Annotated in this window: 19 protein-coding genes; 9 read left to right on the top strand and 10 right to left on the bottom strand. The window is 42.0% G+C overall.

Features of this window, described 5'->3' with window-relative positions; all coding sequences use genetic code 11:
• Positions 1–50: 50 nt before the first annotated feature.
• Positions 51–419, top strand: a complete 369-nt coding sequence (locus G337_RS0112880) for a YacL family protein (RefSeq protein WP_028864258.1) — start codon at positions 51–53, stop codon at positions 417–419.
• 44 nt (positions 420–463) lie between these two features.
• Here the strand turns inward: G337_RS0112880 and mgtE are convergent, their stop codons facing one another.
• The 9 genes from mgtE to kdsC all read right to left on the bottom strand — a co-directional run bounded on the left by mgtE (position 464) and on the right by kdsC (position 7,579).
• Entirely contained in the window at positions 464–1,825 is a 1,362-nt protein-coding gene (gene mgtE, locus G337_RS0112875; protein ID WP_028864257.1) for a magnesium transporter, read from the bottom strand.
• A gap of 18 nt (positions 1,826–1,843) precedes the next feature.
• The gene (locus G337_RS0112870) at positions 1,844–2,119 is read right to left on the bottom strand and encodes an HPr family phosphocarrier protein (RefSeq protein WP_028864256.1); all 276 of its coding nucleotides are present in this window, start codon (positions 2,117–2,119) and stop codon (positions 1,844–1,846) included.
• 5 nt (positions 2,120–2,124) lie between these two features.
• Positions 2,125–2,970: an RNase adapter RapZ gene (gene rapZ, locus G337_RS0112865; protein ID WP_028864255.1), complete on the bottom strand. Its 846-nt coding sequence runs from the start codon at positions 2,968–2,970 to the stop codon at positions 2,125–2,127.
• Between the two features lie 21 nt (positions 2,971–2,991).
• Positions 2,992–3,438 carry a PTS IIA-like nitrogen regulatory protein PtsN gene (gene ptsN, locus G337_RS0112860; protein WP_028864254.1) on the bottom strand — a complete coding sequence of 149 codons (447 nt, stop codon included), beginning with the start codon at positions 3,436–3,438 and terminating at the stop codon, positions 2,992–2,994.
• Between the two features lie 150 nt (positions 3,439–3,588).
• Positions 3,589–5,034, bottom strand: a complete 1,446-nt coding sequence (locus G337_RS0112855; protein WP_028864253.1) for an RNA polymerase factor sigma-54 — start codon at positions 5,032–5,034, stop codon at positions 3,589–3,591.
• Positions 5,035–5,083: 49 nt separating this feature from the next.
• Positions 5,084–5,809 (bottom strand): LPS export ABC transporter ATP-binding protein, encoded by a 726-nt coding sequence (gene lptB / locus G337_RS0112850; RefSeq protein WP_028864252.1) that lies wholly within the window; start codon positions 5,807–5,809, stop codon positions 5,084–5,086.
• A gap of 5 nt (positions 5,810–5,814) precedes the next feature.
• Positions 5,815–6,480: a lipopolysaccharide transport periplasmic protein LptA gene (lptA, locus tag G337_RS0112845; protein ID WP_028864251.1), complete on the bottom strand. Its 666-nt coding sequence runs from the start codon at positions 6,478–6,480 to the stop codon at positions 5,815–5,817.
• Entirely contained in the window at positions 6,467–7,030 is a 564-nt protein-coding gene (lptC, locus tag G337_RS0112840; RefSeq protein ID WP_028864250.1) for an LPS export ABC transporter periplasmic protein LptC, read from the bottom strand. The genes lptA and lptC overlap by 14 nt, the downstream gene beginning before the upstream one ends.
• Positions 7,031–7,579, bottom strand: coding sequence for a 3-deoxy-manno-octulosonate-8-phosphatase KdsC (gene kdsC / locus G337_RS0112835; RefSeq protein ID WP_028864249.1), 549 nt, complete (start codon positions 7,577–7,579; stop codon positions 7,031–7,033).
• A 402-nt stretch (positions 7,580–7,981) separates the two neighbouring features.
• Between kdsC and G337_RS0112830 the strand changes: the two genes are divergently transcribed.
• Genes G337_RS0112830 through murA form a run of 7 tightly spaced genes read left to right on the top strand, consistent with a single transcriptional unit; the run spans position 7,982 to position 12,472 of the window.
• Complete coding sequence (locus G337_RS0112830) at positions 7,982–8,791, top strand: ATP-binding cassette domain-containing protein (RefSeq protein WP_028864248.1); 810 nt, start codon at positions 7,982–7,984, stop codon at positions 8,789–8,791.
• Complete coding sequence (mlaE, locus tag G337_RS0112825; protein ID WP_028864247.1) at positions 8,788–9,567, top strand: lipid asymmetry maintenance ABC transporter permease subunit MlaE; 780 nt, start codon at positions 8,788–8,790, stop codon at positions 9,565–9,567. The genes G337_RS0112830 and mlaE overlap by 4 nt, the downstream gene beginning before the upstream one ends.
• Before the next feature lie 26 nt (positions 9,568–9,593).
• Complete coding sequence (gene mlaD, locus G337_RS0112820) at positions 9,594–10,064, top strand: outer membrane lipid asymmetry maintenance protein MlaD (RefSeq protein ID WP_028864246.1); 471 nt, start codon at positions 9,594–9,596, stop codon at positions 10,062–10,064.
• Entirely contained in the window at positions 10,064–10,678 is a 615-nt protein-coding gene (locus G337_RS0112815; RefSeq protein ID WP_028864245.1) for an MlaC/ttg2D family ABC transporter substrate-binding protein, read from the top strand. Before mlaD ends, G337_RS0112815 begins: the two co-directional genes overlap by 1 nt.
• A gap of 23 nt (positions 10,679–10,701) precedes the next feature.
• A complete protein-coding gene (locus G337_RS28900; protein WP_028864244.1) occupies positions 10,702–10,932 on the top strand; it encodes an STAS domain-containing protein in 231 nt (76 codons plus the stop codon).
• A gap of 11 nt (positions 10,933–10,943) precedes the next feature.
• Complete coding sequence (locus G337_RS0112805) at positions 10,944–11,192, top strand: BolA family protein (protein ID WP_028864243.1); 249 nt, start codon at positions 10,944–10,946, stop codon at positions 11,190–11,192.
• Positions 11,193–11,212: 20 nt separating this feature from the next.
• Positions 11,213–12,472 carry a UDP-N-acetylglucosamine 1-carboxyvinyltransferase gene (gene murA, locus G337_RS0112800; RefSeq protein ID WP_028864242.1) on the top strand — a complete coding sequence of 420 codons (1,260 nt, stop codon included), beginning with the start codon at positions 11,213–11,215 and terminating at the stop codon, positions 12,470–12,472.
• A gap of 50 nt (positions 12,473–12,522) precedes the next feature.
• Here murA and degS read toward each other — a convergent pair whose 3' ends face one another.
• Positions 12,523–13,638 (bottom strand): outer membrane-stress sensor serine endopeptidase DegS, encoded by a 1,116-nt coding sequence (degS, locus tag G337_RS26200; RefSeq protein WP_051303232.1) that lies wholly within the window; start codon positions 13,636–13,638, stop codon positions 12,523–12,525.
• A gap of 406 nt (positions 13,639–14,044) precedes the next feature.
• Between degS and G337_RS28895 the strand changes: the two genes are divergently transcribed.
• Positions 14,045–14,299 (top strand): transposase-like zinc-binding domain-containing protein (locus G337_RS28895; protein WP_425414433.1); only part of this gene is annotated, 255 nt, incomplete at its 3' end.

Raw genomic sequence — 14,299 nt, 5'->3', positions numbered from 1 at the left:
AACAGGGGCAGAAAGCAAAGATAAATAGATCCTAATGTATAAGAGAAAGTATGGAATTTGAATTTAGAAAAGATTTTATTACCGGTTCGGCTACGGTTAAGTTATCGATGGGACATGAAGCATTTGCGACCTGGCTGGAACAAGAAGGGCAGGCAAAGGAGTGGGCAGAAGATCTGCTTGCTCAGGTCATGCAGCTGCAGGAGCGAGTCATTACTGAGGTTAAGTTAGTCGGCAGTGAGTTTTCACTTTTACTTAATCAGGAAGAAGCACAAGTCATTAATCACAGTTTGTTAAATAATGATGATGACAGTGAGCTGCAGGATGACTGGGGGTTTTATGACCTGGAGATTGAAGCATGCTGCGGTCTGGAAGACTTTTTAAATCTGCTTGAGTCCTGGTTAGAGTTTATACAGGGTTAAGCTCCTGAACTGCAGTGAGTATCACTGCAGTTTGACCTTTAAGGTCAATGGCTTAATACCAGCGTTGCCATGCCTAGGAAAGAAAACAGACCGATAACATCGGTTACCGTTGTTAAAGCCATGCCGCCGGCCAGTGCAGGATCTATTTTGTATTTATGCATAATCAGCGGAATAGTGACTCCCGCTATTCCTGCAGCAGACAGATTGATAAACATAGCGCCGGCAATGATTAAACCAACAGCAATATCACCTTTCCACAGGGTTACAGCTGTCGCGACTAAGAACGCCCAGATCAAACCATTAAGAATGCCGACAGCCGCTTCTTTGCCGATTAACCAGCGTGTATTGCCGCTGCCTATATGGCCGACAGCAATCCCGCGGATAACTAAAGCAAGTGTCTGATTACCGGCAATACCGCCCATGCTGGGTACTATGGTCATTAATATAGCCAGCGTTGCCATCTGCTCTAATGTTGCTTCAAACATATTAGTGACAGATGCGGCGATAAATGCGGCAATTAAATTAATTGACAGCCAGACGGTGCGGCGTTTTGTACTTGGCAGAATGGGAGCAAAAGTATCTTCATCGTCATCCATACCCGCCATACCCATCATAGAGTGTTCGGCATTTTCGCGGATAATATCAACCACATCATCAATGGTAATTCGGCCCAGAAGGTGGTTTTGAGCGTCAACAACTGGGGCTGATATCCAGTCATGGCGTTCGAACAGTTTGGCTATTTCTGTTTCATCCATCTCTGCAAGTAAAGTTTCGGTTTTATTGTCCATCACTTGTGCGACAGAAAGAGAGGGATCTACGGTCAGCAGAGTAGAAAGAGGCACATCACCGATTAACTGGTCATCTTGATCAACCACGTAAAGGGTATCGGTCGCTTCCGGTAGTTCGCCTTTTAGGCGCAGATAACGTAATACCACATCAATGGAAACATCCGGACGCAGGGTGATTGTGTCGGTATTCATTATCGAGCCGGCAGTATCTTCCGGGTAAGCAAGTGCCTGCTCTACGCGGTGTCTGTCCTGGGCATCCATCTGCTGCAGCACTGCCTGATAAAGACTGTCCGGGATGCCCCGCAGGATATAAGCAAGGTCATCCGTATCCATACCTTCTGTGGCTGCTACTAAGTTAGCAGCCCCCATTAAACTGATAATGCCGTCTTTAGCATCTTCGTTTAATTCTTCCAGTATTTCACCCTGCTGGTCGTGATCGGTTAAATTCCATAAGACTTTACGATTGGCAGGCGGAGAGGATTCAAGGAGCAGGGCAACGTCACAGGCAGGCATTTTTTCAAGAATGCTGCGGGCTAATACAAACATGCCGCTTTCGAGGGCTTTATTAACTTCTTGGAGGCGTTGCTGGGCATTTTGTGAGTCGGTATTTTCCAGCATTACGTAGCTCCTGTATTATTATTCTTCTTCTAAAAACTTATCTTCTATCAGCTTAGTGACCGCAAGCATCGCCTGCTTTGCCTCTGTTCCTTTGGCTAATATTTCAATTTCCTGGCCGTAACATGTTTCTAAAACCAGTAAACCAAGCACGCTGTCGGCATCTGCTTGTTTATCCTGATGCTTGATTATAATGGTTGCATCAAAAGAATTAACTAATTCAACAAGTTTAATAGTTGCACGAGTATGTAAACCTAGTTTGTTCTGTATTGTAATAGTTTGCTTGATGATATCCACTTATTTTATTGCCCCTTTAAACACTTATGCTCAATTTGTACCTGGTATTTCTGTTTGAAGCGCGCAGCAATTTGCTCGGTCAGGTAAACGGAGCGGTGTTTTCCGCCTGTACAGCCGACTGCAATGGTGACGTAGTTGCGGTTATTGGTTTCAAGATGCGGAAGCCAGGAGTGAAAAAGGTTTTCAATCTGGTTCTCCGTCTGTTTTACCAGAGCAAATGAAGCAAGATAATCTTTGATCGGCTGATCCAGCCCGCTGAATTTCTGTAATTCAGGTTCCCAGTGCGGGTTTGGTAAAAACCGCACATCAAAAATATAATCAGCATCTTCAGGGTGCATATATTTAAAGCCGAAAGACTGAAAAATAATCAGCAGTTTGCTTTTGGCTGAGCCCTGTAGATGGATTTTAATACGCTCGCTTAAATTATGGATAGACAGTGTTGTTGTATCGATTGACAGGGCCGCGCAGGCTCGAATAGGCTGGAGCAGTTCATTTTCAAGTTCAAGCGCTTGAGACAGGGATAATTTTTGTTTAGACAGCGGGTGAAGCCGCCTTGTTTCACTGTAACGGCGGATTAACTCGGTGGTTATTGCATCAATATAAATTATTTCGATAGCAATTTTACTTTTCAATGAAGCAAGCAGTTCTTCTATTGCAGATGCTTCTGCCGGTAAATTACGTACATCTAGACTAATCGCTACTTTATTATTTTTAGCATCAACTGTGTCGATCAGCTGTTCAAGCAGTTGGAACGGGACACCGTCGATACAGTTGTAACCTAAATCTTCAAGTACATGAAGTGCGATGGTTTTTCCTGATCCGGAGCGTCCGCTAATGATTATTAATTTCATTTTTATTCCAACTTGAGCATATTAGTTTGCCTGCAGTAACTCGAATAAAGCCTCATTACTTTCAGCGTTACGTAATTGTCGTAAAAAAGGTTTATCTAGCAGTTTTTTACTGATTTCAGCAAGTGCCGCCAGGTATTCTTTACAGCGGTCTTCCGGCACAAAAATAGCAAAAAGGATATCTACCTTATTACCATCGTATGAATCGTAATCTATGCCTGAATCGCATTGTATAAATACGGCCGTGGCCGGCAGCGAGCTGTCAATCTTTACATGGGGGATGGCTATTCCTGATCCTACGCCAGTTGAACCGATTTTTTCGCGGGCGATTAAATTATTAAATAATATCTGCGGGTCGATATTTAATTTTTCACCGGCAATATGGCTGATTTTTTCTAACGCACATTTTTTGCTGGTGCAGGTCGTCTGGCTAAAAACGGATTCTTGATTTAATAAACTAGAAATTTTCATATTATATTTAATTTGCTGTAACTGAACGCGCCAGTTTAGCAGTTTGTTGATGAATTTCTACGTAGAAATTGCAGTTTCTTAACATTAATCAACAATAATAATGATTTTAGTCATAATCTATTTAGCGCTCAGCAGCTCGGATACTAAGGCTTATAGGAGCTGTTTTCGCTGGTTTGACGGTGGAATTCCCAGTGACTCCCGGTATTTTGCTATGGTGCGGCGCGCTACTTTTATTCCCTGCTCTTCAAGTAGCTGGGTTATTTTATTATCACTTAAAGGTTTAGTGCTTATTTCTGCACTAACCAGCTTTTTGATCAATGCGCGGATCGCAGTAGAAGAGCATTCTCCGCCGTTTTCCGTTGCTACATGACTGGAGAAGAAAAATTTCAGTTCGTAAATTCCCGTTGGTGTATGCATAAATTTCTGTGTGGTGACCCGGGAAATGGTGGATTCATGCATTTCAACCTCAAATGCAACATCATTTAAAACCATAGGTTTCATAGCTTCATGGCCGTATTCAAAAAAGGCCTGCTGCTGCTGTACGATACAGTTCGATACTTTTAACAGGGTTTCATTACGGCTTTCCAGGCTTTTTATAAACCACTTAGCTTCCTGCAGGTGGCCCTTGATAAACTGAGAATCTGTTTTGCTGATATTACCTTTACATAAATCTGCATACTGCTGGTTTACCGACAGGTTAGGGTTGCAGTCCGGGTTTAGGGATACCCGCCATTGCCCGGCAATTTTTTTTACGTAAACGTCAGGCACAATATACTGCGCCTGACTGTCTTCAATCTGATTACCTGGTCTAGGTTCTAAAGTCTGAATCAGGCGCATCACTTCTGCTAACTGTGCTTCCTTTAATTTACTTTTTCTTGCCAGCGTACGGTAATCGCGGTTGCCGAGCAGATCCATATATAAATCCAGCACCATTAGTGCTTCACTACGCCATGGAGTCTGTTCAGGCAGATGCCGAAGCTGTATCTGCAGGCATTCCTGTGTTGAACGGGCCGCCACGCCGATAGGGTCAAAATGCTGGATACGTTTTAATACTACTTGAACTTCTTCTAACTCAAGCTCGTCTATCTCAGGCGCCAGGCTGTCAAAAATAGCTTCGCAGCTTGTGGTTAAATAACCAGAATCATCGATAGAGTCGATAATTGCTGTTGCAATCATTAAATCGCTGTCAGAAAAAGGGGTCAGCTGCATCTGCCAGATTAGATGGTCCTGCAGCGAGGCGGATGATTCTCCCTGATAAACAGAATTTTCACCCTCGAAATTTGCCGAACCTGAAGCCGGTGAGGCTGGCTGTACCGGGGCATATGACTCTTCCCAGTTATTATCAGCCGGCAGATCATCGGAGAACTCCTGTTTGGTCAGGGCTTCTGCGGTATCAACCTGGCTGCTGTCCTGTTCTTTATTTACCTGTTCGATGCCGCTGTCGTCATCCTGTTCAAGAAGCGGGTTCTCATCGAGTGCATTCTGGATCTCCTGCTGCAGATCCAGTGTGGACAGCTGTAATAGTTTGATTGCCTGTTGTAATTGAGGGGTCATTGCAAGCTGCTGACCCATTTTCAATTGTAAACCTTGTTTCATCAAAATATTTTTCCTAATCCGGGAAATAAAGAGTGTAAGTTATTATAAACTATAGTTTAAATTCTTCGCCAAGATATACTTGTTTTACATGATCGTTAGCTAATATTTCTTCTTGTGTGCCGACTGCAATAATTTCACCATGGCTCACTATATAGGAGTGCTGACATACATCTAATGTTTCGCGTACGTTGTGATCGGTGATTAATACACCTAATCCGCGGTCACGCAGCTGCTGGATAATATTTTTGATATCAATAACAGATATTGGGTCAACACCGGCAAAAGGTTCATCCAGGAGAATAAATTTAGGCTCAGTCGCCAGTGCCCGTGCTATTTCAACTCGGCGGCGTTCACCACCGGAAAGGCTCATGCCCTTATTGTCGCGAATATGAGTAATATGGAACTCTTCCAGCAGGGTGTTTAGTTTATCTTCGCGCTGCTGGTTGGTTAGTTCTTTACGTGTCTGCAGAATACCCATAATATTTTCAGTTACTGTTAAGCGTCGAAATATTGAAGCTTCCTGGGGCAGGTAACCGATACCCTTTTGTGCACGAATATGCATCGGCTGATGAGAAATATCTTCATTATCAATGATGATAGAGCCTTCATCTTGTTTAACTAAACCGACTACCATATAAAATGATGTTGTTTTTCCCGCACCGTTTGGGCCAAGTAAACCGACAATTTCACCTGTTTTTACCGTTAAAGCGACACCGTTTACGACCGTGCGGCCTTTGTAGCTTTTTACTAAACCTTTCGCTATTAATTCAGCCATTATGCTTATTCTTCTTTTTCTGTAGTGGTTTCTGTGTCGACTGCTGATTTATCTGAGACTGAATTTTCAGTATTAATTTCTGATTTATCAGAGCTTGTTTTTTCAGTCTTGCCTTCTACTTGCTCAGAAGGGGCATTGTCACTGCTCTTTTCGGACGGCTGTGCAGTTTTATTTTTTTCAAACTGAGCCGGTAAAAATACAGTTTTAACACGTTCACCTTTACCTTCAGCGGTATTAACTATCAACTCTTCAGTTTCCAGAAAGTAAATTATTTTTGCGCCGTTAATCTGGCTGTCAAGCTGCTTCACCTGTGCATTACCAGTGAGGGTTATTTTACCCTTGGCAACCTCATAACGAATGCTGTCTGCTTCCGCATCAAAAGGTTTGCCGTCATCCTGCGTCTGGTAAAAAGTAGCAACTTTTCCTTCAGCGGTCATCACTTCATGGTTCGGCTTTTTACCGCGGATAACGGTCAGCTTATCACCGGTTATTTTGATCGTGCCCTGGGTCAGCAGTACATCTTTTTGAAAGACAACTGTATTGCTTTTCATTTTCGCATGCTGACTGACTGAACTGACATTAATCGGCTGATCAAAGTCAGACTGCAGCGCAAAGCTGGAGCATGAAAAGAATAATATGCTGAACATGATACTTAGGTTATTTTTTTTCATTTAGGTATACCGTTTTGATTTGGTCTTTAACAATTAATTCTTCTGTCACTAAAGAGGCCCACATCCCAACCCCCTGCTGCTTCATCTGCGGTCCTAACCAGGTTACAAACAGGTCACTGCTGACCTCGTTTTCATCGAGTAGAACTGTTAACTTTTCAGTTGCCATAGACTGTACCAGCTGATCTAAACTGAGATTTTTTAACCATACATTATTTGTTAGTTCTAAGCGGTTCTGCTCGTGAAGTACTGCGTCCTCACTGGTTACCTGCCAGACAGTTGTATTATCTGTTTCTTCATTATGAATATAAACAATGACTTTCGGCTTCTCAAAGACTGTAATATTTTTTTCAGTGAAACTGGTCGCTTTATCTGCAAAAATTTTGTGACTGATCAGACCTGTCTCATCAAAATGCGTGCTGTTAACATTATTGGCTATATAGCTAGGGTGATGTTCGGGTAATTCCGGCAGCACGGTTTCTGGTTTGAAATATAACCATAATAAAAAGGCTGCTAATAATAAAACAAATGGGATACTCTGGCGTTTGTTCATCTATTCACTTTTGCCCTGTGTGATATCAAGTTTATCTGCGCACTGTAAAAATAGATCACACACTTCTCGTACCGCGCCGAAGCCGCCGTTAATATGGGTAATTAAGTCTGCACCTTGTAATACCTGCGGGTGAGCGTCCCGTACTGCGATACCTAAGCCGCAGTCCCGGATAACCGGAAGATCAACCATGTCGTCTCCAATATAACCTACCTGCTGCGGTGTTAAATTAAGTGTAGTTAATAAAGACTGGTAAACTGTTAATTTGTCTTCCTGACCTTGGAATATATAAGGTACACCCAGCGCTTTCATTCTGTTTTCAACAATATTTGACTGGCGGCCTGTTATAATGGCGACACTGATGCCGATATTTAATATGGCTTTAATCCCGAAGCCGTCCTTAGTATGAAAAGCTTTTAACTCTTCCCCCTGGTTGCCTAAATAGATGCGTCCATCAGAGAATACCCCGTCAACATCGCATATAAGCAGTTTAATTTTTTCAGCCCTTTGATAATTTTCAGTGCTGACTTGTCCGTAAGGCGTTGTGATCATTTTATTCTCGATTAATTCTTATTATGCCGCAAGTGAGGGCAATTGAATAAAATAACAAAATGCCGTCGGCAACGCGAGTAATGATTTACCGTTTAGCAACAGAGGTATAAGTAAAATCGTGATAAAAGGTATAATGGCAGTGAATATCTGCTTCCTTCAGATCAGAAATGTGCATATATCCTTCCATGGTTTTTATAATAAATGTTCTTTTGTTAAAGCTTTACAAAAGTTTACTGGTGCATTTTATTAAATGAAAAATAAACTTACAACGTAAAAGCGGGTTGTTATCTTAAGTAAAGGGGCTGTACAGCTGTTTAGCGCTTTAGAATTTAATTATTTGTATATGTATGAGCATAACCTTACAATATTGATTAATTTTAGATATATAGATAACAGCTAGCAATGAAACAGGCACGCCATCTTTTTATAAACAATCTCTGCTTCTCACGAAATGAACGATTATTATTTGATAATTTATGTTTCGAATTTGAGCGCGGCAAAATAACGGCTATTCTCGGGCCCAGCGGTATCGGAAAAACGACTCTGCTTAAGCTTATCGGCGGACAGCTGCCTGTGGATAGTGGTGAGATCATTTTTAATGATATCCCTATTCATAACTGCTCTGACCAGCTGTTGTATGAAGCCCGTAAGAAAATGGGCATGTTATTTCAAAGCGGTGCTTTATTTAATGAGCTGAGTGTATTTGAGAATGTCGCTTTTCCGCTGCGCGAACATTTTCAACTTGAAGAGTCATTAATATCTACTTTGGTCTTAATGAAGTTAGAAGCGGTTGGACTGCGCGGTGCAAAAGATTTAAAGCCTTCTGAGCTTTCCGGAGGCATGGCAAGACGTGTTGCGCTTGCCCGTGCAATAGCACTGGATCCTGAGCTGATATTATATGATGAACCTTTTACCGGGCAGGATCCGATTTCTATGAATGTATTATTAAAACTGGTTAAGCAGCTTAATGATATACTGGGCCTGACCTCCATTATTGTTTCTCATGATGTTAATGAAGTACTGGCGATTGCTGATAATGTTTATGTGTTAGCGGAGCAGAAAATTATAGCTCAGGGGCCGGCTGATTCAATATTACAGCAGACGGATAACCCGTTATTACAGCAGTTTCTGCACGGCAGAAGTGACGGCCCGGTACCTTTTCACTTTAAAAGTGATGATTTTCGTTCCGAGCTGCACAGGGTGAATAAATGATAAGCACTTATGTAAGATCCGTCGGGCGTATTAGTTTAGAGCTGACGCGTACGGCTGGAAAATCAGCTCTGCTGCTGCTGCGCACCGTCTGGGGAGCACCTCACCCTAAACTGTTTTCGCTGTTTACAGGGCAGATATTTCAGCTTGGTATTTTATCTTTGCCGATTATTTTAACATCCGGCCTGTTTATCGGTATGGTTTTAGGCCTGCAGGGCTATTATGTTTTAGTCGATTATGCCGCTGAACAGAGTTTAGGCAGCATGGTGGCTTTATCGCTGCTGCGTGAATTAGGTCCAGTTGTTGCAGCATTACTTTTTGCCGGCCGGGCCGGATCGGCTTTAACGGCTGAAATAGGTTTAATGCAGAGCACCGAGCAGCTTGCCAGTATGGAAATGATGGCTGTTTCTCCGTTGAAACGGGTAATTGCGCCGCGTTTTTATGCCGGTATTGTAACCCTGCCCATGCTGACACTGCTGTTTAATGTCATTGCCATCTGGGGAGGTTATTTAATCGGCGTTAGCTGGATGGGCATTGACGGCGGTGCTTACTGGTCTGTTATGCAGGGCAGTGTGGAGTATCTGCCTGATGTAGGCAACGGTATTATTAAAAGTGTTATTTTTGCGGTTATGATCACCTGGGTTGCACTTTATAACGGTTATCACGTTATACCTACAGCGCAGGGGATCAGTAAAGCAACAACGCAGACTGTTGTTGTTTCATCATTACTAGTATTAGCAATGGATTTTGTTTTAACTGTATTTATGTTCGGCATGTAACCGGCTACGGAAGAATTGGAATTAATATGTTACAGAAAAGATTAGAGTTATGGGTTGGTGCTTTTGTTATCGCATCTGTGGTTGCGTTAGCGTTATTAGCTTTTAGCGTTGCTGGTGTTTCATTAAAAGGAGAGGGCCGCAGCTATACTCTTTATGCAAATTTTTCAAATGTCGGCGGATTAAAGGTACGTGCGCCGGTTAAACTCGGCGGTGTTGTTGTCGGGAGGGTGGAAGAGATTCACCTGGATCAAAAAACTTATACACCTGTGGTGCGTTTAGCTATGTTTGAAAATACGGGCTTTTATCCGGAAACATCCTCTCTGGCTATTTTGACCTCTGGTTTATTAGGTGAGCAGTATATCGGTATTCAGCCTGGATTTATTGATGACGATATTGAAATGTTAGCAGACGGCGACAGTATTGAAGATACAAAATCAGCTTTGGTGCTTGAGGACTTAATCGGTCAGTTTATTTATTCAATGAATAAGGATAATTAATGCGAATTTTATCTATTGTTTTATTAATACTGTGCAGTACTTTTGCAGCTGCAAATGAAGTTGATATGAGTAACCCTAATCAGGTTATCCATTCTGTTTCGATTAATACCTTTGCTCGAATTAATGCTGAAAAGGAGCATCTGCAGGAAGAGCCGGATTATATACAGGTTGTTATTGAAGAAGAATTACTCCCCTATTTTGATTATAAATATGCCGCTTATAAAGTGATGGGCAGTCATTTAAAAGAGACCTCTAAGGTACAGAGAAATGATTTTGTTAATGCATTTCGTACTTATCTGGTGAATGCTTACGGGAATATCTTGTTTAAATATGATCAGCAGCAGATTGAAATATTAGACAATACTCATTTTACTGATAAGAAAATAGTGAGCATTCCTGTTAGAATCCGAGATAAGAATGAACAGCTGACTCAGCTGGCGTTTAAATTACGCAAAAACAAGAAAACCGGTGAGTGGAAAGTTTTTGACGTGATAGCAGAAGGGATCAGTATGCTTAATACTAAACAGTCTGAAATTAATGACTTAATTAAGAAAAAAGGTATTAACCACGTTATTCAGCTGTTAGAGAAAAAAAACAGTGAGTTTTCCTCGTGACTAACACAATAAATAACGGGACAATGCGATTAACTGGGAGCCTGATACTCAGTGAATTAGCTGCCGGCAAGTTATCTGCGGTTTATCAAGATGTAAAAACAATTGATTTACAACAGTTAATAAACATAGACTCCGCAGGTCTTGCATATTTAGTACAGATAAAAACGAATAATCCCGGCTTATCCTTTATCGGGGTACCTGAAAAAATAACCATCTTAGCCGATTTATATGGGGTAAGTTTCCTCTTCAAATAGTGGAGCATTCAATGAATATTGAAGCAATTAAAGAAAAATTAGAGCAGGCATTAGTACTCGATGAATGCATCGTTAAAGGTGAAAATGGTACATTTCAAGTGATAGCTGTTGGTGAGATCTTTTGTGATTTAAGCCGGGTTAAAAAGCAGCAGATTGTTTACGGGCCTTTAACTGAAGAGATAGCAAGTAACGCAATTCATGCTTTAACGATTAAAGCATTAACGCCAGATGAGTGGCAAAAACAAAAACATTTTATTTAGTAAGCGGAAAGGATAGTTAGATGGGTCAGTTTTTAATTCAAGGCGGCTGCCGGTTAAATGGTGAAGTTACAATCTCCGGTGCCAAAAATGCAGCATTACCAATTCTTTTTGCCAGCTTATTATCAAAAGGTGATGTCAACTTAAGCAATGTTCCTTTACTCAAGGATATTTCGACAACACTTGAGCTTTTAAAAGAGTTAGGTGCAGATGCATCACAAGATGGTCATAAAGTGCATATCAATGCATCAGGTGTAAAAAACTACACCGCATCCTATGAACTAGTACGCAGCATGCGGGCTTCTATCCTGGCGTTAGGACCTTTGGTTGCACGGTTTGGAGAAGCGGATATTTCACTTCCCGGCGGCTGTGCAATTGGTGCTCGTCCGGTGAATCTGCATATTCATGGTTTAGAGCAGATGGGCGCAACTATTAAAGTTGAAGACGGCTTTATTAAAGCGCGTGTTGACGGCCGTCTGAAAGGTGCACATCTATATATGGATCTGGTCAGTGTTACTGGTACCGGAAATCTAATGATGGCTGCCGCGCTTGCTGAAGGTGTTACGACTATTGAGAATGCAGCTAAAGAACCGGAAATTGTGGATCTGGCTAATTTTATTAACGGCATGGGCGGTAAAATATCGGGTGCTGGTACTGATACATTAACGATTGAAGGTGTTGAATCGTTAGGTGACTGCGCTTATCAGATCCAGCCGGACCGTATTGAGACGGGCACATTTCTGGTTGCCGGCGTAGTCAGCGGCGGCAAGGTAAAATGTATAAAAACAGATCCTCACCTGTTAACTGCTGTACTGTCGAAGCTTGAAGAAGCTGGAGCTTTAGTGACAACTGGTGATGACTGGATTGAAGTGGATATGAGGGACCGTGAATTAAAATCGGTAAATATTACCACTGCACCTCATCCTGCCTTCCCAACCGATATGCAGGCGCAGTTCACAGTATTAAATACTGTTGCACCGGGTACCGGACTTATTAAAGAAAATATTTTTGAAAACCGCTTTATGCATGTTCCTGAGCTGCAGCGTATGGGCGCTAATATTGAATTAGACGGCAACCTGGCTATTTGCGGTGATCATGATCAGTTAAGCGGTGCGAAGGTGATGGCAACTGATTTACGTGCGTCAGCAAGCCTGGTAATAGCTGGTTTAATTGCTCACGGCGAAACTATTGTTGATGAGATTTACCATATTGATCGCGGTTATGAAGCTATCGAAAATAAACTGATTCCGCTTGGCGCGGAAATTAGACGTATCGAAGATTAGTTTTTATTTTGGCTGTTAAATATAGAGGGGAGCATTGAGCTCCCCTTTTTTTATTCTATATTCTGCTCCTGCGTTTGAGCCTGCTCTTTTCTGGACAGCGCCTGAATATTATTCAGCTCGCCAATTTCTACCTCAAGCTCAATTTCATTACCTTTGCGCAGCAGGGTCAATACAGCTTTAGTACCGGGTTTTATTTCGGCTACCTTATCCATCGCAATAATTAAATTTTCAACCTCGACACCGTCGATTTTCAGGAGAATATCATTAACCTGTACACCAGCTGTTGAAGCCGGCCCGCCCGGGTGTATATTTTTGATAATAATACTGTTCTGTGCTTTTAATCCCCACAGTCTAGCTAGAAGCGGATCCAGGTTCTCTGCAGTTATACCTAATGAACCGCGAATAACACGCCCCTGTGAAATCAGACTCTGCATAATACGGCGTGACAGCTTATAGGGAACTGCAAAACTGATACCGCTGCTGAAGCCTGTATTATTACTGGAGAACTCAGAAGTGTTAATGCCTACCAGCTCTCCTCTGCTGTTGATCAGGGCGCCTCCGGAGTTGCCTTCATTAATTGCCGCATCGGTCTGCAGAAAATCCTGACGTCCCGAAGAGCTCATGCCGTTTCGACCGGTTGCACTGATGATTCCCTGGGTGGTGGTCTGCCCTAAGTTATAGGGGTTGCCGATAGCAAGCACAATATCTCCCACCTGAGGTTTGTACTGCATATTCTGGGGAATGACCGGCAGGTTATTACCTTTTATCTGCAGGACGGCAAGGTCTGTGATCAGATCACTGCCGACAATAGATGCGGTAAATAAACGGCCGTCCTGCAGAGCAATAAGAATCTGATCGGCTTGTGATACCACATGAAAGTTAGTCAGGATATAACCCTTTTTATCAACAATAATACCGGAGCCTAATTCAGAAGGCTGCAGGTGCTGCTGATTATCAAGGCTTGAGTCCAGGTACTGCTGTGAATAAATATTTACTACTGCTGGTGCCGCTTTTTTAACTGCATCACTATAGCCGGAAACTTTATTATTATCTAAAAAAGAGGAGACTACTGTTATGAATTGTGCGCCGTTAGTAACTAACAAGGCAATAATAATGCCCCAGAAAATAGGTTTTACAAAATACAGCAAACGCGCTTTCAAATTCATCTGTTTAAGGCCAAGTATAAATGGGAAAAGAGGATGGAGATTATATACAAAATGAAAGCAGGGTGGGATTTTATTGTATATTCTGCAGCATGAGGTTAAAAAATAAACGTCACCAGTGATTTATTATCTTGTTTTTAAACTGTAAGCTAGCCAAATAAGAGAGCCTTGTATCTGAAACAAGCAGTTAATACCCGAAAATAAGGCAAAAAAAGCACCGCATAATGCAGTGCTTCTATTTTTCTGTATTTAGTTATTAAGCAGTAACGTGTACAGAAGAAGTGTTTGTACTGCCTGAAGCAGCAGGTTAATACCCGGAATCCAGGCAAAAAAAAGGCTATGTCTTAGTTAGCTGTTGTAGATCTACCATACTTAATACATGTGTGAATAACGATACCGGGTTACACTCATGAATGAACAACAATTTATCCCTTTCTTACAACAGCTTAAACAGTTATCCCCCAGTCAGCGACAGCGTCTTCATCATACCCTTGATGATTGTGAGACCTCCACTGAAGAAGTGTTAACTATTAAGGCGACTTTACGCAAGTGCCCACATTGTGAGTCAACTAGTTTAAGACCTTGGGGATCAAGTCATGGCCTACCAAGATATCGATGTGCTTGCTGCCTAAAGACATGCAATCCTCTCACTAAATCCCCTCTC

The sequence above is a fragment of the Psychromonas aquimarina ATCC BAA-1526 genome, from assembly GCF_000428725.1.
Classification (GTDB): Bacteria; Pseudomonadota; Gammaproteobacteria; order Enterobacterales; family Psychromonadaceae; genus Psychromonas; species Psychromonas aquimarina.
Note: the sequence above shows the minus strand (reverse complement) of the source record. Positions and strands in the feature narration are given on the sequence as shown.